Source organism: Citrobacter freundii complex sp. CFNIH2, from assembly GCF_002880615.1.
Taxonomy (GTDB): domain Bacteria; phylum Pseudomonadota; class Gammaproteobacteria; order Enterobacterales; family Enterobacteriaceae; genus Citrobacter_A; species Citrobacter_A amalonaticus_F.
On record NZ_CP025757.1, the window covers coordinates 4051774 to 4072361 of the forward strand.

20 protein-coding genes are annotated in these 20588 nt (G+C 51.5%); 16 read left to right on the plus strand and 4 right to left on the minus strand.

The window, feature by feature from the left end:
• Nucleotide 1: 1 nt before the first annotated feature.
• Both WM46_RS19900 and WM46_RS19905 read right to left on the minus strand, forming a co-directional pair.
• Nucleotides 2-1333 (minus strand): PTS sugar transporter subunit IIC, encoded by a 1332-nt coding sequence (locus WM46_RS19900; protein ID WP_102603111.1) that lies wholly within the window; start codon nucleotides 1331-1333, stop codon nucleotides 2-4.
• A gap of 12 nt (nucleotides 1334-1345) precedes the next feature.
• A complete protein-coding gene (locus WM46_RS19905; RefSeq protein WP_042323435.1) occupies nucleotides 1346-1660 on the minus strand; it encodes a PTS sugar transporter subunit IIB in 315 nt (104 codons plus the stop codon).
• A 292-nt stretch (nucleotides 1661-1952) separates the two neighbouring features.
• Here WM46_RS19905 and WM46_RS19910 point away from each other — a divergent pair, with 292 nt between their 5' ends.
• A complete protein-coding gene (locus WM46_RS19910; RefSeq protein WP_102603112.1) occupies nucleotides 1953-2909 on the plus strand; it encodes a LacI family DNA-binding transcriptional regulator in 957 nt (318 codons plus the stop codon).
• Between the two features lie 33 nt (nucleotides 2910-2942).
• On the opposite strand, the gene WM46_RS19915 is transcribed toward WM46_RS19910, so the two are convergent.
• Nucleotides 2943-3236 (minus strand): YicS family protein, encoded by a 294-nt coding sequence (locus WM46_RS19915; RefSeq protein ID WP_102603113.1) that lies wholly within the window; start codon nucleotides 3234-3236, stop codon nucleotides 2943-2945.
• A gap of 129 nt (nucleotides 3237-3365) precedes the next feature.
• Between WM46_RS19915 and WM46_RS19920 the strand changes: the two genes are divergently transcribed.
• The 15 genes from WM46_RS19920 (at nucleotide 3366) to WM46_RS19995 (ending at nucleotide 19540) form a co-directional block, all read left to right on the plus strand.
• Nucleotides 3366-3782: a GNAT family N-acetyltransferase gene (locus tag WM46_RS19920; RefSeq protein ID WP_102603114.1), complete on the plus strand. Its 417-nt coding sequence runs from the start codon at nucleotides 3366-3368 to the stop codon at nucleotides 3780-3782.
• 103 nt (nucleotides 3783-3885) lie between these two features.
• A complete protein-coding gene (dagR, locus tag WM46_RS19925; RefSeq protein ID WP_102603115.1) occupies nucleotides 3886-6684 on the plus strand; it encodes a transcriptional regulator DagR in 2799 nt (932 codons plus the stop codon).
• Between the two features lie 212 nt (nucleotides 6685-6896).
• Complete coding sequence (locus tag WM46_RS19935; protein ID WP_061075862.1) at nucleotides 6897-7322, plus strand: PTS sugar transporter subunit IIA; 426 nt, start codon at nucleotides 6897-6899, stop codon at nucleotides 7320-7322.
• Between the two features lie 11 nt (nucleotides 7323-7333).
• Nucleotides 7334-7819, plus strand: a complete 486-nt coding sequence (locus WM46_RS19940; protein ID WP_061075863.1) for a PTS system mannose/fructose/N-acetylgalactosamine-transporter subunit IIB — start codon at nucleotides 7334-7336, stop codon at nucleotides 7817-7819.
• Between the two features lie 23 nt (nucleotides 7820-7842).
• Nucleotides 7843-8592, plus strand: a complete 750-nt coding sequence (locus WM46_RS19945; protein ID WP_042323417.1) for a PTS mannose/fructose/sorbose/N-acetylgalactosamine transporter subunit IIC — start codon at nucleotides 7843-7845, stop codon at nucleotides 8590-8592.
• Nucleotides 8589-9449 carry a PTS system mannose/fructose/sorbose family transporter subunit IID gene (locus WM46_RS19950; RefSeq protein WP_161215577.1) on the plus strand — a complete coding sequence of 287 codons (861 nt, stop codon included), beginning with the start codon at nucleotides 8589-8591 and terminating at the stop codon, nucleotides 9447-9449. Before WM46_RS19945 ends, WM46_RS19950 begins: the two co-directional genes overlap by 4 nt.
• A 3-nt stretch (nucleotides 9450-9452) precedes the next feature.
• A complete protein-coding gene (gene dgaE / locus WM46_RS19955; protein ID WP_102603117.1) occupies nucleotides 9453-10562 on the plus strand; it encodes a D-glucosaminate-6-phosphate ammonia lyase in 1110 nt (369 codons plus the stop codon).
• Nucleotides 10549-11292: a 2-dehydro-3-deoxy-phosphogluconate aldolase gene (gene dagF, locus WM46_RS19960; RefSeq protein WP_102603118.1), complete on the plus strand. Its 744-nt coding sequence runs from the start codon at nucleotides 10549-10551 to the stop codon at nucleotides 11290-11292. Before dgaE ends, dagF begins: the two co-directional genes overlap by 14 nt.
• 167 nt (nucleotides 11293-11459) lie before the next feature.
• Nucleotides 11460-12278, plus strand: a complete 819-nt coding sequence (nlpA, locus tag WM46_RS19965; protein WP_061077953.1) for a lipoprotein NlpA — start codon at nucleotides 11460-11462, stop codon at nucleotides 12276-12278.
• 896 nt (nucleotides 12279-13174) lie between these two features.
• Nucleotides 13175-13732 carry a fimbrial protein gene (locus WM46_RS19970; RefSeq protein WP_061075866.1) on the plus strand — a complete coding sequence of 186 codons (558 nt, stop codon included), beginning with the start codon at nucleotides 13175-13177 and terminating at the stop codon, nucleotides 13730-13732.
• A gap of 52 nt (nucleotides 13733-13784) precedes the next feature.
• Nucleotides 13785-14531 (plus strand): molecular chaperone, encoded by a 747-nt coding sequence (locus tag WM46_RS19975; RefSeq protein WP_061075867.1) that lies wholly within the window; start codon nucleotides 13785-13787, stop codon nucleotides 14529-14531.
• Complete coding sequence (locus WM46_RS19980) at nucleotides 14503-17064, plus strand: fimbria/pilus outer membrane usher protein (RefSeq protein ID WP_102603119.1); 2562 nt, start codon at nucleotides 14503-14505, stop codon at nucleotides 17062-17064. Before WM46_RS19975 ends, WM46_RS19980 begins: the two co-directional genes overlap by 29 nt.
• Nucleotides 17061-18146 carry a fimbrial protein gene (locus WM46_RS19985; RefSeq protein ID WP_102603120.1) on the plus strand — a complete coding sequence of 362 codons (1086 nt, stop codon included), beginning with the start codon at nucleotides 17061-17063 and terminating at the stop codon, nucleotides 18144-18146. The genes WM46_RS19980 and WM46_RS19985 overlap by 4 nt, the downstream gene beginning before the upstream one ends.
• A 10-nt stretch (nucleotides 18147-18156) precedes the next feature.
• Nucleotides 18157-18888 carry a molecular chaperone gene (locus WM46_RS19990; RefSeq protein ID WP_102603121.1) on the plus strand — a complete coding sequence of 244 codons (732 nt, stop codon included), beginning with the start codon at nucleotides 18157-18159 and terminating at the stop codon, nucleotides 18886-18888.
• Nucleotides 18889-18904: 16 nt separating this feature from the next.
• The gene (locus tag WM46_RS19995; protein WP_102603122.1) at nucleotides 18905-19540 is read left to right on the plus strand and encodes a hypothetical protein; all 636 of its coding nucleotides are present in this window, start codon (nucleotides 18905-18907) and stop codon (nucleotides 19538-19540) included.
• 43 nt (nucleotides 19541-19583) lie between these two features.
• Here WM46_RS19995 and WM46_RS20000 read toward each other — a convergent pair whose 3' ends face one another.
• The gene (locus tag WM46_RS20000; protein WP_102603862.1) at nucleotides 19584-20486 is read right to left on the minus strand and encodes a carboxylate/amino acid/amine transporter; all 903 of its coding nucleotides are present in this window, start codon (nucleotides 20484-20486) and stop codon (nucleotides 19584-19586) included.
• Nucleotides 20487-20588 lie beyond the last annotated feature (102 nt).

The following is a 20588-nucleotide window of genomic DNA, read 5'->3' on the forward strand; positions in this document are numbered from 1 at the left end:
ATTATGAGTTGCTACGGGCAGCGTTCGCCACGGAGACGGCATCCTGGGCTTTTTGCTCTTCTGTTTTCATCAGGGAGCGTTCGTATGCGCGCAGGAACGGGAGGTAAATCAACGCTGACATCACCATACAGATCAGGCACATCACCACCGGACTAAAGGCCCAGTTTGCCGCCCACGAGGCGCCAATGGGTGCGGGCGTGGTCCACGGCGTCAGTGACACCACCTGATCCAGCCAGCCCAGGCGGGTCGCGGCGTAAGCCAGTACGGCGTTGATCATGGGCACGAAAACGAACGGGATAAACAGCATCGGGTTCATGATGATCGGCGCACCGAACAGAATAGGCTCATTAATGTTGAAGAAGCTAGGAACGATGCCCATTTTGCCGATCGTCCGCAGATGGGTAATGCGACTACGCAGCAGCAGGAAAGCCAGTGGTAAAGTCGAGCCCACGCCGCCAATCAGCAGGTAGTGATCCCAGAAACCTTGTAGATAAACGTGCGGCAGTGCGACACCCGCCGCGAGAGCGGCCTGGTTTGCCGACAGATTTGCCATCCAGAATGGGTTCATAATGCCCGTGACGATCAGCGAGCCGTGAATACCGGCAAACCAGAAAATCTGGCACATCAGGACCGAAAGCAGAATCGCCGGCAGGGAGTCAGATGCTGAAACCAGCGGTGCCAGCAGGTGCATAATCGCCTGCGGAATAATCATTCCGGTCTGCGCTTCAATAAACAGATTCAGCGGATGTAGCGTCGCAATGACCACCAGAACCGGGATAAGGATCTCAAATGAGCGGGCGACGCCGGTCGGAACCTCTTTCGGCAGGCGGATAGTGATGTTGTGTTGCTTCAGCCAGGCATAAACGCGGGTGGAATAAATCGCGGTGATCAGCGCGGTAAAGATCCCCTGACCGGAAAGGTACTGTGTGGAGATTTTCCCGTCGGCATACGGTGCGGCGACCAGTAAAAAGGCCATAAACGCCAGCAGACCGGACATAATCGGATCGAGATTAAACTGACGGCCCAGACTGGCGCCAATGCCCACGGAGATGAAGAACGTCATAACGCCCATGCTGAGGTTAAACGGCAGCATCAACTGTTCACGGTATGTGGCGGAAAAATCGAGCCAGCCACGGGCAAAGCTGTTGGTGGTTTCGGCAGAGAACGGCGGGAAAATAAACACCAGCATGAACGAGCCGATGATCATAAACGGCAGCGCCGCGGTAAAACCATCACGAATCGCAATCACGTATTTCTGCTGGCCCAGTTTACCGGCAAGAGGCGTGATGGATTGTTCTATGACAGCAACCATTGACTGATATAACGAACTCATAATGACACCTTTCTAATGTGCCGCTTCAATCAGCGACAGAGCAAAATCCAGCACCTTGTCACCGCGTTGCATTCCGTAATCCTGCATATCAATGGCCTTTACGGGGATGTTTTGGGTGGCAGCCTTCTCTGAGAGCGTGTTAAGCATGTATTTTACCTGGGGGCCAAGCAGCACCACCTGGTAATTTGGAAACTGAATGTCAAATTCGGAAACGCCATATGCATCAATTTGGACTGGCAGCTTCCGCTCTTCTGCGGCTTCGACCATTTTACGAACCAGCAGACTGGTGGACATCCCTGCAGAGCAACACAACATAATCCTGAACATTATTAACCATCCTCAAAATGTAAAAACTTATTGCGAGTCTGATTTGATATCATACGGAAACCGGTTTCCATACGAAGCAAACGGAACTGTGACAACCGTCAATATCTTATTCTTATAAGGCTAATTATTTGGATTTGGCTCACGCTTTTGGTGCTATTTCACGCTTTTTGAGTGGAAACGGAAAATCGGTTTCCATGAAAAACGGAAACAGCTATACTGCGGGTGGTGATTATTTGAGCCAATGTTAAATTCAGGATTGAAGGAGCCAGGCAGGCTCTGTCAGGGGAGAATGATGTCTACTATCAACGATGTATCGCGTTTGGCTGGCGTGTCTAAAGCCACGGTGTCGCGCGTGTTGAGCGGATCGCGTGGTGTGAAGGAAGCCAGTCGTCTTGCCGTGTTAAAGGCGGTGGATGAGCTGAACTATCGTCCGAATGTGATTGCCCAGTCGCTACTCAGCCAGAGCACCGGCTGCATTGGCGTGATTTGCGCGCAGGACAACATCAACCAGACGACGGGCTACCTTTACGCACTGGAAAAACATCTGAGCCAGCACCAAAAACACCTGTTGCTTCGCTTCGCTAACACCAAAGCAGAGGTGATGAGCGCCCTCGATGAATTAAGCTGTGGCCTGTGTGACGATGTGCTGATTATTGGGGCGCGTTTCCCGCTGAATATCAGCCAGGAAAACGTCATTCTGGTAGATTGTCTGGAAGCGGGCGACGATGTGACCAGTATTCAGTTTGACCACAGCTTTGCCACCGAAACAGCCTGTAACTATCTGATTAGTCAAAATCGTCGGCAGATAGCCCTCATTCATCCTGAAGGCATGGGTTTCTCCAAACAGGTGCTGCTCGGCTACAAACATGCGCTGGAGAAGAATTTCCTGCCCTTTAACCGTAACCTGGTGTTTATGGAAGCCACCTCTTCCTCGGTAGCGTTACAGGAGTTGTTGAATAACGCCTCCACGCTCAATTTTAACGCGCTGCTGGTGGCGGATGAGCAGCAGGCTCAGCGGGTGATCCCGCAATTGCAGGCGTTTAATAAGTCGGTTCCGGAAGATATTATGATCTTCAGCCTTGCCGGTTCGCTGCATCTGCCGGGGATCCCGACCATCCCGGCAATCGAATACTCCATGGATGCGATGGCGGCGCGGATTGTCAGCTGGCTGAATGAAAAAACGCAAAGCATGTTGGGATCGTACGTGCTGCGCGGCGACCTCATCATTCCGGATGTTCGCCAGCGGTAAGCTTATTATCGGGCGTGAAGCGCAGGCTTCACGCTACATATCCGGGCATTCCACCTTGCCGAGCGCTTCCCAGTAGTTGCTCTGATTATTCCTTTCCATCGCCACCGCCGCCTCGCGGATGTGCTGCTGATTGCCTTCATTCGCCATGATCGTTTTTTCCCACGCCTCGTCTGAAGGCGAACCTTGCGGCGTACAAATTTTGCGTAAGTCTTTGAGTATCGTATTTTTTTCGTGCGCGGATTGCAGTGCGCCGTAAGGCGAGTCGGCCTGCGCCAGAGCCGGCAGCAAGAAAAGGGCGGCAATGATCGGTAAAACGGCTCGTTTCATGATAATAATCCTTGTAGTCGATGCGCATCATTTCAAGAATAAGTGTAGACGGTGTACGACTCTCTCAGCTGCCCGTGCGAATGTCGGAAAACGCTTCAGCCAAAAGTTGTATTTTTTCAGGAGGATAGAATGCAGATACAGATTACCGATACCGTTACCGAAGACGATCAAAACGCGCTGCTCACCGGATTGCGTGCTTACAATTTTCAGTTTCTGCAAACGAGAAATTTTGGCGATCTGGCGGTTTACTGGCGTGACGAGCAGCAGAAAATCCGGGGGGGATTAATTGGCAAAATCAAAGGGGAATGGCTGAGCATTGATTTGTTATGGATGCATGAATCTCTGCGTAAAGGCGGTTACGGTAGCCAGCTAATCCAGGCCGCAGAGCACGCCGCTCGCGAAAGAGGATGTCTCCATGCGCTGGTCGATACCCTGAGTTTTCAGGCGCTGCCGTTCTACCAGAAGAACGGTTACCAACTGCAACTGACGCTTGATGACTTCCCGGAAAAAGGGGCTGCCCGGCATTATTTATCGAAAACATTTTGATGACCGGAGGCATTCGCCGTGACGTCTGGACGCCGATTCACTTTCTTGCATAGCAGAATAGTGTATGTTCTGAACAATCATTTAATTCTTAAGCGGTAAAGAGATGAGACGGATCGAGATCGTACTGGGAGAGCTTGAAAGGCTGACGCGTGGGCTGGATCGTGCCGATTTGGCGCAGGAGACGGCATTCACCGCGGAGGCGATTGGCTTCAACCTGGGGCTGGCGCGCAACTCGGTCAGTAAAGATCTCAACCAATTGTGGAATGACGGTCTGGCGATTAAAAGCCGGGGGCGTCCGGTGTTCTTCCTGCACCGCCAGACGCTGGAGACATTGCTGGGACGCAAACTGGAGAGTAGCGAGCGCGAGGTGCGCTCAGTGGCCGACCTGCTTCCGCAAGCGGAAAATACGGGCGACGACGATCCTTTCACCGGCCTGATTGGCTACGACCGCAGCCTGCGCGATGCGGTTGAAAAAGGCCGCGCCGCCGTGCTCTATCCGCAGGGGTTGCATGTGCTGCTGACCGGCCCGTCCGGCGTGGGGAAAACCTTTTTTGCCGAACTGATGCACCGCTTCGCCTGCGAAAAGGCCGTCGGTTCCCCGCCGCCGCTGGTCTACTTTAACTGCGCCGAGTACGCCCATAACCCGGAACTGCTCTCTTCACACCTGTTTGGCCATCGTCAGGGGGCATTTACCGGCGCGAACGAGAATAAACCCGGTCTGGTTGAGCAGGCGGATGGCGGCTATTTACTGCTTGATGAAGTGCACCGTCTGCCCTACGAAGGTCAAGAAAAACTGTTCTCTATTCTCGATAAGGGTGAGTACCGTCCACTGGGGGACAGCAGCAAGGCGCGTCCGATCTCGGTACGGCTGATTTGCGCCACCACGGAACCGGCGAGTTCGTCGCTGTTGCGTACCTTCCAGCGACGAATTCAGGTGAGTATCGATTTGCCGGGAATTCGTCAGCGATCGATTGAAGAACAAGTGGAGCTGATTGTCGGTTTCCTGCAGCGCGAAAGTCGCAAAATCGAGCGCACGGTCAGCATCGACAAAACGCTACTGCTCTGGCTGTTGAACAAACCGCTGGAGGGCAACATTGGTCAGTTGAAGAGCGATATCCAGTTCCTGTGCGCCCAGGCGTGGGCGTCGGGGATGACGGAACATAATGACACACTACAGCTGGATAAACGGCTGGCAGAGATACCGTTCCACGCCACGCCGGAGCAACGTCTGCTGGTTGATGCCTTGTTTGAAGGGAAAGAGCGGCTGAACATTGATGCGCGCACGTTGCCGGCGCTGAAAACGTCGCTGGCGACCGGGGCGGAAATCGAAGAGAGCGATCTGTTTTACAGCTTCCTGACCCGTGAATATGTCAATCTGCGCAACAGTAATGTCCCGCCAGCGGAAACGCTGGCTATCCTGAAAAACAAGCTGAGTTCAATCTTCGAATATGGCCTCTATAGTCGCGATAGCGTGGCGCATCCACCGCGTTATGGCGATCAAATCGAAGAACGTGTGACGCTGTTGATCGGCTGCGTGGAACAGGTGCTGGGTTTTACGCTGCCGGAAAATCTGGTAAACCCGCTGCGCAAGCACTTCCTGGCGCTGATTGGCTATGTCCAGCGCGGGTTGATTCCCCAGCTCTACTCTTCCAGCCTGATCCTCGATCGCTGCAAAGATGAATACGATAACGCCACGCTGCTGTGCCGCAAAATCAATGAACTGCTGCATATTCAGTGCCCGGCGACAGAAGTCGTCTGGCTGTGTCTGTTCCTGAAAGAGTGTCGTCACTACCGCCAGCGCATTGATGCCAGTCCGGATTGCGGGGTGATTCTGGTCGCTCACGGCGCGACAACCGCGACCAGCATGGCGCAGTATGTTAACCGTGTACTGGAACGCGACCTGTTCAGCGCAGTCGACATGCCGTTTGAGCAGTCAGTACATGACACGCTGGAAACGCTGACCCAGATTATTCAGACCCAACGCTATCAGCGGCTGATCCTGATGGTCGATATTGGTTCGCTGGTACATTTTGGCAGTACGATCAGCAAGTTATTTCAGATAGACGTCCTGCTGATGCCCAACATCACGCTGACCAGCCTGCTGGAGATTGGGCTAGATTTAAGCTACGAAACCAGCGATTTACCCCAGTTGGCGGCGCTCATGCAGAGTAAAAACATCCCCTGCCAGCTGTGTACGCCGCAGCAGGAAAACGGCGGCAAAGTGCTGGTCGTCTCCTGCATTACCGGCATGGGGACGGCGGAAAAGATTAAAAAAGTGCTCGAGGAGAGCTTCGGCGAACTGATGTCGCAGGACACGCGAATGGTGATCCTCGATTACAACGACGTACGCAGTCTCGAACGAGTCCAGCAGGCGCTGAATGCCAATGAGCGACTGGCGGGGATTGTCGGCACTTTCCAGCCCGGTCTACCGGATATTCCGTTTATCTCGCTGGAAGAACTGTTCTCTGAGCAAGGACCGGAGCTGGTGTTAAGCCTGCTGACGCCGGATCTCTCCAGCGCCGAGCGCCGTCTGGAGATGGAGCGCAGCGCGATGCGCTTTATCAGCGCGCTGACTATGGAGAGCATCATCAACCATATTTCAGTGCTCAATCCGCAGCGCATTCTGAAGGAGATGGAGGGCGTGCTTAACCATCTGACGACTGCGCTTTCCCTCAAACCCAGTCGCCAGGTGACACTACGCTTCCTGATCCACTGTTGTTGCATGGTTGAGCGTATCGTGATCAACCGTAAACCGTTACAGATGGCGCTGGAAAACAAACCGAATCTGGATCCCCGCGCGTTTAGTGTCATTAAATCTGCGTTTCTGCCGACCGAAGAGGCCTATGCCATCCGGTTATCGGATGCGGAATATTTTTATATCTACGAACTGCTTTATAGCTGATCCCTTAACGGGCGAGGCGTTGCGCCTTGCCCGCTCTCCTTTCCCCCTCGCGTGACACAAATACTGGCACAGCCTTTGCTCTTACTTTGATGAGTTTTGCCGGATGGCGGCATAAATGCCTTATCCGGCCTACAAAAGCACTATCCGTAGGCCTGATAAGCGAAGCGCCATCAGGCATTGCAAGTCTCATGTAATCGCGCCAGGAGGCCATTTTGACTACCACTCAACCGTTGCCCGAAATTCTGCTGCTTACGCATGGCGGCTGGGGACAACAGCTCTGTAACAGCCTGCGCATGGTGATGGGCGAAATTAAAGGCGTGACGGAAATTGCGCTGATGCCCGTCGATACGTTGGGCGAGTTTTATCAGCGTGTCGAAGACGTGGTGAAAACCATGCCGGATGGCTCACTGATTCTGACCGATTTTGTTGGCGGCACGACGTCGAATGTGGCGGCGCGGCTGAGCGCGGATTATCCGGTGGCAGTCATTTCCGGATTGAACGCGTCGCTGCTGCTGGAAGCACTGGACAAACGTGAACACGGTTCACTGACCACCTGCGTCAGCGAACTGGTGGAAGCCGGACGCAGCAGTTGCCTGGACGTTGTCGCTCACGTCCGTCAATTACAACAATCACAATAAGGAAAATCATCATGGCAAACATCGTGTTATGTCGTATCGATAGCCGACTGATCCACGGACAGGTGGTGACGAAGTGGGTCGGACAGTCCCAGGCCAACCGCATCGCGGTGGTCAGCGATGAACTGGATGCCGATCCGTTTATGAAAAACATCTACCTGATGGCCGCGCCGCCGAACATCAAAGTGGATTGCTACAGCAACCAGAGCTTTGCGGCCTCATGGCAAGAGAGCCAACTGGGCGACGGCAATGTGCTGGTGCTGTTCCCTTCTCTGGCGGCGATTCAGCAGGCCGTACAACAGGGGTTTGATGTCTCCACGATTCAGGTTGGTGGTCTGGGCGGTGGACCAAACCGCAAAGCGGTATTCCAGAACATTACGCTCGATGAAAAAGACGTTGGCATTCTTAACGACCTGAAAAGTCGTGGGATTCAGGTGTTCTTCCAGACTATCCCGGAAGATAAACCGCAGTCGCTGGACGATATCCTGAAAAAATTCTAATTCTCTGATAATGGGATAACACTATGGATACCTTAGTTTTTGCAAGCCTCATGGGGTTGTATTACTGGTTTGCCCGCTTACGCCTTGGCTACACCTTCTCTGCCATGCTGCTTCAGCCGGTGGTGGTGGCTGTCTTCGTCGGGCTGCTGCTTGGCAACATGCAGACCGCGATGATTATCGGCGCGGGGATGCAGCTCGTTTATCTCGGCGTGACCTCAACGCCTGGCGGTAACGTGCCGTCAGATCCGGCGCTGGCGGCCTGTATCTCGATTCCCATCGCGGTGAAAGCCGGGATGGATCCGAACCTGGCCATTGCGCTGGCGATCCCCTTCGGCGTGATCGGCGTCTTCCTTGACCAGTTACGTCGTACCCTGAACGCCGCCTGGGTGCATATGGCGGATAAGCACGCGGAAACGGCGAACATGTCGGGCATTATGCGCTGTGCGTTCCTCTACCCGGCGCTGCTCGGACTGGCGTTGCGTTTCCCGGTGGTGTTTGCCGCGAACTACTTCGGTCAGGACGTGGTGGAAAGTTTCCTCAAACTGATGCCGCACTGGCTGACCCACTCCTTTGAAATCATGGGCGGGATCCTACCAGCGCTGGGCTTCGCGATCACCATTATGGTGATCGGTAAAAAGAGCCTGCTGCCGTGGTTTATCGGTGGATTCTTCGCGGTGCTGTACCTCAAGGTGGACATCATGGCGATGGCGATCTTCGGTACCTGTGTGGCCTTCCTGATTAAAGGTCTGGCGAAAAATGAAGGAGCAGCATGATGAGCAGCGACGTAATGCAGCATGAACTGGTTGAGCGCGCACGGACAACCGGGGCGTTGACCAAAGCGGATATCACCAAAGCGTGGTTTATCTACTGGCTGGGCGCGGAAGTCTCCAACTCTTATGAACGTTTGCAGAGCCTGATTTTCTGCGCCTCGATGACACCGATCATCAAAAAGCTCTACCCGCAAAAAGAGGAACAGGTGGAGGCGCTGAAACGACACCTGAACTTCTTCAACTCCGAGCAAACATTTGGCGCGGTGATCCAGGGGATTTCCATCGCCATGGAAGAGCAGAAAACGCGCGGCGAGCCGATCAGCGATGCCTCAATTACCGGGATTAAAACCGGTCTGATGGGTCCGCTGGCCGGGATGGGCGACTCCATCGTCTGGGCTGCCGTCATGCCGCTGCTCATTGCGATTTTCATCCCTTTCGCCGCCAATGGCAGCGCGTTTGGCGGTATTGCGCCGCTGATCCTCTATCCGGCGATTACCCTGGCGATCAGCTACGGTCTGATCCACAAAGGCTACACTCTGGGACGTGATTCTATCGTCGGGCTATTGCAGGGGGGGCGAATCAAAGAACTGATCTACGGCGCGAACGTGCTGGGGTTGATCATGATGGGCGCGCTGTCGGCAAGCTACGTCAAGATCACCACGCCGTTGAAAATCAGCGCCCTGAAGGGTTCTGAAGTGGTCGTGCAGCAGATCCTCGACTCCATCGCGCCGGGTCTGTTGCCGCTGGCGGCGGTGTTTGCCATCTACATCTTTCTGGTGAAGAAAGGGCCGCGATACACCACCATTCTGCTGTCGATTGTGGCGCTTAGCGTGGTCTGTTCGCTGCTGGGAGTGTTGTAAGTCATGACACAAAATATCTATCAACAGCTGGGGCTAAAACAGGTGATTAACGCCTGCGGCAAGATGACGATTCTTGGCGTCTCCAGCGTCGCGCCGGAGGTGATGCAGGCCACGGCGCGGGCGGCCTCCGCCTTTGTCGAAATCGATAAGCTGGTGGATCGCACCGGTGAACTGGTTTCCCGCTTTACCGGCGCACAGGACAGCTATGTGACCTCCTGCGCGTCGGCGGGGATCGCCATTGCCGTGGCGGCCGCCATTACCCGCGGCGATCAGGCGCGTGTAGCGTTGATGCCGGACAGCCGCGGAATGGCCAACGAAGTGGTAATGCTGCGCGGGCATAACGTGGACTACGGCGCGCCGATTACCAGCGCCATTCGTCTGGGCGGCGGGCGCGTTGTGGAAGTCGGCTCGAGTAACCTGGTTGCACGCTGGCAACTGGAGAGCGCCATTACTGACGAGACCGCCGCGCTGCTGTATGTGAAATCGCACCACTGCGTGCAGAAGGGCATGCTCAGCATTGACGACTTTGTGCAGGTTGCGCAGATTCATAACCTGCCGCTGATTGTCGATGCTGCCGCCGAGGAGGATTTACACGCCTGGATCGCGAGCGGGGCGGATATGGTTGTCTACAGCGGGGCGAAAGCCTTTAATGCGCCTACCTCCGGATTTATCACCGGCAATAAAACGTGGATTGCCGCCTGTAAAGCGCAACATCACGGGATTGCCAGAGCGATGAAAATCGGCAAGGAGAACATGGTCGGGCTGGTGTATGCGCTGGAAAACTATCACCAGGGGCAGGCCGTGGTGACCGCCGAACAGTTGCAACCGACGGCGGAGGCGATTTCGTCCATTCGCGGGCTGACCGCTGATATCGAGCAGGACGAAGCCGGGCGCGCCATCTGGCGCATTCGCGTTCGGGTTGATGCGCAGGCGTTTGGTCTGGACGCGCGTGAAGTCGAAGCCCAACTGCGAAGTGGCGATATCGCCATTTACGCACGGCGCTATAACCTCCATCAGGGCGTATTCAGCCTCGACCCACGTACGGTCGCTGAGGGGGAAATGGCGTTGATTGTGGCGCGACTCAAGGAGATAGCAGAACATGCAGCAGATTAACTTTTATCGTCAGCGTGTGGCGATTAACGTGCTGGCGAAAGATATCGCTAACGCCAGGGAAATCTATGACGCCGCTGAGGGACATGCGGTGATTGGCATCCTGTCTGCGCAGTTTTCGTCGGTCGACGAAGGCGTTCAGGAGGTGAAACGCTGGATGGTAGACGTTCCCTCGATTTCCGTAGGCCTGGGGGCGGGCGATCCCGCGCAGTATTACAAAGCCGCGATGATTGCGTCACAGGTTCATCCGGCGCACGTCAACCAGACCTTTACCGGCAGTGGTTTTGCCGCGGGCGCGCTGGCGGCGACGGGGGGAGAACAGACCCATATCAATGCGCTGGTCAGCCCGACGGGCACGCCGGGTGAGGTGCTGATCTCCACCGGCGTCAACAGCAGCCAGGGCACGCCGGCGCGCGTCTCCTGCGATGCTGCCGTGCGGATGATGCAGGATATGGGGGCGCACGCGGCGAAGTTCTTTCCGATGGGCGGAGAGGCTTCGCTGCCGGAGTTGTACGTGCTGGCAACCACTGCCGCCCGCAACGGCATGACGTTGATTGAACCAACCGGCGGTATCGACCTGGATAACTTTGGCGTCATATTGCAAACCTGCCTGGAAGCGGGGATGCCGCGTGTTATGCCGCATGTGTACAGTTCGATTATCGACCCGCAAACCGGCAATACCCGCCCTGAAGATATCGTCCGTTTAATGGAGAGCGTCAAAGCGTTGGCCTGAACCGAATGGCGCTGCGTGTGATTTGCGCAGCGCCGTCGGTTTTTCATTTATTCCCCCGTTATGCCTTTTTCTTCTTATTGATGCCTTTTCGTTTTTTAAACCGCAGCGGCCTTCCCGCTATAGTCATTTCATTACTCATCAGGCGGTTATTTCAAAAGGATAAAAACGTGAAATTGACGATACCTCATTTACGGACAGGGGCGGCAGTACTGTTGGCGGGATTGTTGCTGGCCGGTTGCGACCAACAGAGCAGCGATGCAAAGCACATCAAAGTCGGGGTGATTAACGGCGCCGAGCAGGATGTGGCGGAAGTCGCCAAAAAAGTGGCGAAAGAGAAATACGGTCTCGACGTTGAACTGGTCGGTTTCAGCGGCTCGTTGCTGCCGAACGACGCCACCAACCACGGCGAACTGGATGCCAACGTTTTCCAGCATCGTCCGTTCCTTGAGCAGGATAATCAGGCACACAACTATAAGCTGGTGGCGGTGGGGAATACCTTTGTCTTCCCGATGGCCGGCTACTCGAAAAAAATAAAAACGGTCGATCAATTAGCGGACGGCGCGACGGTGGCAATCCCGAACGACCCCACCAACCTTGGGCGGGCGCTGTTGTTACTGCAAAAAGAGAAGCTGATTACCCTGAAAGAAGGAAAAGGTCTGCTGCCAACGGCGCTGGATATCACCGCCAATCCGCGTCATTTACAGATCATGGAGCTGGAAGGGGCACAACTGCCACGCGTACTGGACGACCCGAAAGTCGACGTGGCGATTATCAGTACCACCTACATTCAGCAAACCGGGCTTTCGCCGGTACACGACAGCGTCTTCATTGAGGATAAAAATTCGCCGTATGTGAACATCCTGGTGGCGCGGGAAGATAACAAAGAGGCGGAAAATGTTAAGGAATTTCTGGCGTCTTATCAGTCACCTGAAGTCGCAAAAGCGGCTGAGACGATTTTTAACGGCGGCGCGGTGCCGGGCTGGTGATCGGTAACGTATTCAGATACATAAATTTTATCGCCAGAGGTGTTCTTCTGGCGATAAAGCTCATTGCGATCGTTATCCTGAACGCGTATTGAGAATACCCCTTCTTTTTCTTGTGTTCGGATTTTTCAATCAACAATGTTCTTCCCTTCTTTTTTGTACTCAAAAACCCCGTTTCTAATAGTCATTTGTCCTTTTTTGTAAGGTTATGATGAGTAATCTGTAGATTTATATTCTAAGAAAAAGTATGTGACTAAAAGAAAAGATCGTTCCGGGAAAATTCCTGGAATTGGCAGGTTTTGCAACACCAGCTTAACGATGGTTACGTTTTTTATTGATTTAAGATTTTTCTTACAAAAAAATGAAAAAATGTTTCATTCGTAATTAATTATTAGTTATTAATGCATTACGTAAAGTACTTGAGTCGATTTATCAGGATTATTCTCTTAATTGTGAAAAAAGGTATTTATGGCTAAAAATGCGGCAATAAATGTATCTTTTTTGTTTAAATTGTTTTTGTTTTTTGTTTTAAATGTGATCTTGAGGCGTTTAATTTAGGTGCGTTTTTCTTTATGCATTGATCTAGATCAATTTAATCGATTTATAAAATTATATCTTTTTTTAACCGATGCTGTCTTATAAAAACCTAATAATCGATATATTTATAAGGGTGAATAGCACAGATAGAAGGCAGCACTTTATTTTCCTATAAGCATTTGGATTGATCTGTTTCGGTTGAAAAATCCTAATATTGCGGATGAAAGTTTTGCGTATATCATGTCAATGGAACCGAAAGGTGTTATTCAGTACCCGTATTCATAATGGGGCGATAATCGTTTTATCTTAATAACACATTCAATGGGCTGTTCATTTATATCAACCACAACAGGGAATTTATTATGCGTAAATATAATTTTGCGTTGTCCGCATTAGCAATGGTTTTCACTTCTGCATTTACTGCTTCGGCATTTGCAGTTGATGGCACTATTACAATTAACGGACAAATTACTGATACCACTTGTACTATTTCTGTCGATGGCGGCAGTAATGATGCAACGGTAACACTGCCAACCGTCTCTGCTTCTACCCTCGCCACAGCAGGGGCAACAGCCGGTGCGACGCCATTTACGATCTCACTGAGCAACTGTTCAGGTACGGCGTTGAATAATGCCAGCACCTATTTTGAACCCGGTACCTATGTTGATAGCACCACCGGTCGTCTGAATATTGATACTGCAGCGGCTGATGCAGCAACTTTCGTTCAGGTTCAATTATTAAATGCCGATCGTAATGCGATTGTGGCAGGGGCTTCTGTAACGGCTGGTCAGAATGATATCCCGGTTGATATCTCGTCTGGCAGCGGTTCACTGAATTACTTTGCACAATATTATGCAACAGGCACATCTACTGCGGGTTCTGTAACGACTCAGGTCGATTACACCATGGTATACGAGTAACAGAAACAGGAGTAAGGGGGACATCCTTTACTCCTGATTATGAGGTAACGAGATGTTAAAGATATTATCTTCCGGTATGGTTTTATTATTTTCGATGTTCTCACTGAACGTCATGGCTGATGTTGTTATTAATGGGACACGCATTGTCTTTAATGCAAAAGACAAGGAGTCGACAGTACAGCTAAAAAACCGGGGGAGTCATCCTTATCTTTTACAAATATGGATGGACGATGGTAACCCACGGGCAAAACCTGGAGAAGTCACGGTTCCATTTCTCATTACGCCTCCTGTGGTTCGAATCGACCCGGCGAAAGGACAGGCTGTGCGAATCATGGCGACAAATCCAGCATTGCCGCGGGACAGAGAGTCTCTTTTTTGGTTTAACATGCTGGAGATTCCGCCAAAAGCACAGGCTGCGACGTCGGGGAATACACGTATGCAGTTGGCATTTCGTACCCGTATTAAATTGTTCTACCGTCCGGATAATCTGCAGCCAACACCATTACAGTCATATAAAGAACTAAAACTATCCCTGCAAGGGAACAATATAAAAGTTGTCAACGACTCTCCTTATTACATCACCTTTAGCAAGGTTGAGATTCGTAAGACAAAAGAGTCCGAAGTCTTAGCATCTGTAGAGAACTTTCCACAACGGATGGTCAATCCTAAAAGTGAAATAGTCTTCCCCCTCGCTAATAAAAAGTCAGCAAGGTTAAGTGATGCTTCATTTTTTTACAGTGTAATAAATGATTATGGTGGAGAAACAACAAATGAGCATAAATTACAAAATAGCCCATAATGCTATTTCTTGTTCTCTGAGACTCACCCGCGTTGCTCAATTCATTGTCTTTTCTTTCGTATCCGTTCAGGTTGCCTTCGCTGACACTGATGACGTGCAATTTAATAGTGATTTTTTGCGTTCAGCGATTGATGTGAGTAATTATTCACGGGGAAATCCTGTCCCGCAGGGACAATATCATGTTGATCTTTATGTGAATGATAAGTGGAAAGGACGCGGCGAAGTTAAATTTGAAAACGACAAAAGTAATCCTCTCGTCGCCAGACCTTGCTTTACGTTAACGCTGGTCTCCATGCTGGGTATCGATATTGATAAAATTGAACCAGAAATGCGTCAGTTGCTCAAAAATGATGACAGCTGCGTACGTATTAATGATATTTCTCCCGATTTAACAGCCTATTACGATGTGACATCGCAGCGTATTAATGTGCAGGCGCCTCAGGTATGGCTACTTCGCCAGGTTCGCGGCTATGTGAATCCGGAATTATGGGATAACGGCATCCCTGCTGCGACGCTGCAATATGATTACAACGCATGGCATGCCGATATGTCCGGATCGGATTCCATGTCTTCCCAGTATTTAGGTCTGATGGGGGGACTCAATTGGGAGGCGTGGCGCTTACGCTATCGCGGTATTTTTAACTGGAATAATGATAAGGGCTGGCAATATGACTCAACCAGCACTTACCTTGAACGGGGCATTATCCCGTTACGCAGTAAGCTGGTGATGGGCGATTCCACCACCGATGGTCAGGTTTTTGACAGCGTTGGTTTTCGCGGCGTGATGCTGACTTCAGACGATCGTATGTATGAGGATTCACAGCGTGGATATGCGCCGGTCATTACTGGCGTGGCCAACACGAACGCTCTGGTCAGCGTCAGTCAGCGCGGCGTGCGCATTTACCAATCGACCGTCCCGCCTGGCGCGTTCCGTATTGATGATCTGTACCCCAACGGCACGGGCGGCGATCTGCTGGTTACCGTTAAAGAGGCAGACGGAAGTGAGCACAGCTTTACCGTCACCTACGCCTCTATCGCTGAATTACTGCGTCCGGGAACCAGTCGCTATTCGCTGATGGCCGGGCGCTATCGAAATTCCTCCGTTAATGAAAAGCCGCAGATTGCGATGGGGACGTTTCGTCACGGTTTCACCAACCTGTTGACGACTTACACCGGTGCCATTGGAGGGGAAGATTATCAATCTGTCGCCGGCGGTGTCGCGCTCAATACCCCTATTGGCGCCCTTTCTGCTGATATCACGCATGCTCGCACGACGCTTGCGGATGACAGTAAACGTGAAGGCCAAAGCATCCGTTTTTCATTTGCCAAGATCTTACCTGTCGTGGATACCAACATCACGCTGGCGAGCTATCGCTATTCCAGTTCGGGTTATTACGATATTGATGACGCAATGCTGATGCGCGACTTAGAGCGAACGAATAAAGGCGCCTATTCCAGCAGTATCAACCGTAAAAATCGGCTGCAACTCAGCGCGACGCAAACCATTTCAGATACGCTCGGGAGTATTAACGTCAGCGCCAGTACCCAGGATTACTGGAATAAAAGCGGACGCGATACCGAATATCAATTGGGCTATACGAATGCGTTTAAGTGGTTCAACTTTAACCTCAATGCCAGTCGTACCCGCGATCTGGTTAAAGACAAGTGGGACAACAAAATCGCAATTGGTATCTCTTTACCGTTAGGGAACAGTGCGCGCTCAGCTTATCTCAGCTCCACCTATGTCCAGGAGAGCGGGCATCGGGGATTGCAAAACTCAATCGCCGGAACTTCCGGAGAAAACCGCCAGTATAACTGGAGCGCGTTTGCCAATCAGGATCATTACGATCATAGCAGCAGTAAAACCACCGGTGGGGCCAGTGGAAGCTGGACGTCACCCTGGACCACCATGGGGGGCAACTTCTCTGCGGGTCAGGGTTATCAACAGTATGGTATGAACCTCTCTGGCGGTGCTATTGCCTGGCAAAACGGCGTTGTACTGACGCCGATCATGGGTGACACCATGGCGGTTATCGAAGCCGAGCATGCCGGAGGCGCGAAGATTGCGAACAACAGCAGCCTCAGCCTTAACCGTAGCGGTAATGCCGCTGTGCCTTATCTCTCCCCGTATCGCCAGAACACCATCGAACTCGATCCGAAAGGGTTATCGAATGATGTCTCCCTGGACGTCACCAGTCAGAACAGCGTGCCTACCGCAGGCGCGGTGGTATTGATGAAATACGCAACGGACAAGGGATATTCGGTTCTTTTTACCCTTCAACATACCGGCGAGCTGCTGCCGTTTGGCGCAGATGTCGTGGATGAGCGTGGCAATATTGTTGGTTATATCGCCCAGGGTGGGCAAAGTTTCGCTCGCGTTAAGAATCTGTCGGGCACATTACGCGTGAAATGGGGAAGTGCTGCAGGTCAGGAATGCCAGTTCAGCTACCGCTTATCAGAACAAGAAAGTGCGAATGCCGCCGATTTACGTCGCGCTGACGCGGTATGCCAGTCATTAAGGAGTGAAAAATGAAATCTATCGTAACGGGAGTCGTACTCTCTTTTTTGACACTGGTCGCGATGTGCGGCGTGGCGCGTGCCGACGGGACATGGGTAAATTGTGATCGTACTAATGGCTACTACCAGTACTTTGACTCGACGACCATCCAGGTGGGTAAAGACGCTGCAGTAGGGGACTTACTGGGAAACTGGGTAACCTCATACAACCCAACAGCCTGGACCTGCTCTCATCGAACCAACTACCAGAGTTATGCTATCCCGATGGCCGTACAGGGATACCCTCCCTATACCATTTGGGGCACCACCCAGGTTGATGGACAAAGTTACAATGTCTATAACACCGCGGTAAAAGTCGGTCTGGGCTATATTGCCCGCTGGCGTTACACGGTGAAAGGGCAAACCAGCGACTGGTATCCGCTCATGGTTGCCAACGGGGTTTATCAGACACCCACGCAGTTATTCACGGTGACAGGCGATGGCAGTTCATGGAATCTTGGCGTGGATGTCCAGATTCGCTTTGTTAAAACCTCCACGTCATTGACCGCGGGCAGCACCTCCGTTTTCGACCCGATGTACATGCGTCATTACCAGACTTATGGGGGCAGCACTTCCGTCGGAAGCGGAACCTATATGATTGCTGATTTTCTGGCGGGGGGACTGGTGATTTCGACAACAGGGGGAACCTGTACGACATCGGATGTCACGGTTAATTTGCCCCCGGTCAGTCGAACGGATTTTAGCGGCGTAGGGTATACCGCGGCGCGTACCGATTTTAACCTGAATTTCACGAAGTGCCCGGCGGGATTATCGAGTATCAGTTATTTATTTACGCCGACCACGGCCATTATTAATAATGCCAATGGTGTTTTTGCGCTGGCAAGTGCGTCAACCGCCAGCGGGGTTGGGATCCAGTTATTGAACGATCAGGATATCCCTCTGTCATTTAATACCGCGTATCTTCTGACCGATTACGATTCGACGCAGAATAACGCGAATTATACCGTGCCGCTACGTGCCGGGTTATACCAGACTGAGACGAACGTGTCTTCAGGAACTGTCAATGGCGCGGTGACCTTTACCCTGGTTTATAAATAAAGGAGGGTGCATGAAGAAACGACTCAAGCATGTTTTGAATCACTTCCTGATTTTACTTTTTCTACCGTCATCGGTAATGGCGGCGACCTATATTAATTACACCCGAGTGATAATTAATGAGAAAGATCGTGAGTCTACATTTACGGTTTACAATGAAGGGTTGAGGCCTGTTTTATTACAGCTATGGACGGAAAAAGAGTCACTTTTAGAGCGTCCAGAGGAAATAAAAACGCCGTTTATGATTTTGCCGCCAATTTTCAGACTTGAAGGCAACACATCTCGTACGGTGCGTATTCAGTTCGTCGGCGATCGGCATACGCTGCCTGGAGACAGAGAGTCTCTATTCTGGCTGAATACGCTGGAAGTCCCGCCAGTTGCGGAAGACAAGAGTGGCTCCGGCGCGTTGCAGGTCGCTTTTCGTACCCGCGTAAAGTTATTCTGGCGACCGCTGGCGTTGGCGGATAACACGCTGGAAGACAGTGTAAAAAAAATACAGATAACCGCCTCGAATTGTGGAGAGAATCGTTGTTTGTTGGTAAAGAATAATTCGCCTTTGCATGTGACATTAATGGATTTTACGCTCAAAGACGGTACGGAAATAAAACAGTTGCCTGATGATGGTCTCCTCACACCGTTGTCGACAAAAACGGTTGTTTTACCTAAAAGTGCAACGGGAAACAGTACTGTCAAAACATTTTCATGGATTGATGATTATGGCGTGGTCAATACCTATAAAAATTAATGCGAAGGATACTGCTATGCTCAATTTTAATTCCTCATCCTTACGGTATAAGTTTATTTATCTGACAAAAAATATCTATGATGGTATTGCTATTCATACACTTTTTGAAGATGCATTGCATGAATCCGGATTGAAAATGGAACTCAATGAAGATATTCCATTTCACCTGATTGATAAATACATTAACTTTATCCCGTTTTCATTGCGTTTTAATGTGACTTATAAGCAACGCGATCGCGTACTTGAAAATGACATCACCCTGTCGGCAAAAGGGGAAGAGATAAAGCGAATGAGTTTTAATCATATCCTTTTTTTTGTGGACATGTATAAACCAGAACATACCTCTTTTCTGTCGTTCGAAGGGCTGCAAGACCTCAATGCGACCAGAGAGCGCATAGATGCTTTCATGGTGCATTGTGATGCCGTGATCAGTGGTAATAGGAAATGCCGTTCACGAAGTTTTTTGTTCACATTACGCGAACAGCAAATTGTTTTTCATTTACTGCAGGGAATGTCAGTTAAAGAAATCGCGCTTGAACTTGAGGTGAGCGACAAGCTTGTCTACCGGGAACGTTGGGCGCTAACGCGTAAGCTGATTGACCAAAAAAATAGCAGACTATACAAACGGTTAATAAATACTAAAGCGACATGAAGGAACAGAGTGGACAGCACGGACGTGAGTCCACTCTCATTTGTTATATCGTTCTGGCGCGGCGACGGGAATCCATTGAGATCAACACCACGGAAGACAAAATCAGCAGCGTGCCCAACCAGTCCGGCAGGGTGAAGGTAATTCCCAACAAGAGCAGCGACAACAAGGCGCTACTCAGCGGTTCGGCGCAGCTTAAAATGCTCGCTTTCGGCCCGCCAATCATCTGCGCTCCTTTCAGATACAGGCTGAACGTCAGCGACGTGCCGATCACGACCAGGTAGAAAAATGCCAGAATCAGGCTGCCATTGACCACGAAATCCGTGCCCTCTCCGGCGTAAAACGGCAGCAGGATCATCCCGCCGATTAACATACTCCAGCCGACAATCGGCAAGGTGCCGTAGCGTGCAATCAGCGTTGACGGGTAGGTGGTATAAAACGCGGCGGCAAACGCCGAGGCAACTCCCCAGAACAGCGCGGCGGGCGAAATTGACAGCGAAGTAGGGTTGCCGTGCGTCACCAGTAAAAAGGTACCAATGAGCGAGGTGAGGATCGCGGTCAGCACCAGCACGCCGGGACGGGCCTTACGTACCAGCGCGAACCACGCCACGATAATGGTTGGCGACAGAAATTGAAGCACCGTGGCGGTCGCGGCGTTGGATTTTTCGATGGTCAACAGGAAGGTGAGTTGCACCGTCAGCGCGCCGACGACAGAGAAAATCAACAGGCTCAGAGCATCTTTGCGGTCTTTGAAAAGGGAAAAGATTTTGTCGCCGTGCACAAAGGAGAGCATCAGCAGAATGAATCCGGCAAATATCAGACGCGTCATGGTCAGAAACGGTGACGACATCTGGCTCTGTTCCATGATGTACTGCGCGCAAACCCCTGAACTTCCCCATAATACGGCGGCGATCAGGACATTCAGCATCCCTCTTCTGGTGGACCCCATGTTTTCCTCAGCTGTGTTTTTTCGACGTTGTTTGCAGGCATGATAGCAGATAAGGCGAGCGGTTCCGCGCTCCATCCTATTTCTGATTATTAACAAAAATAG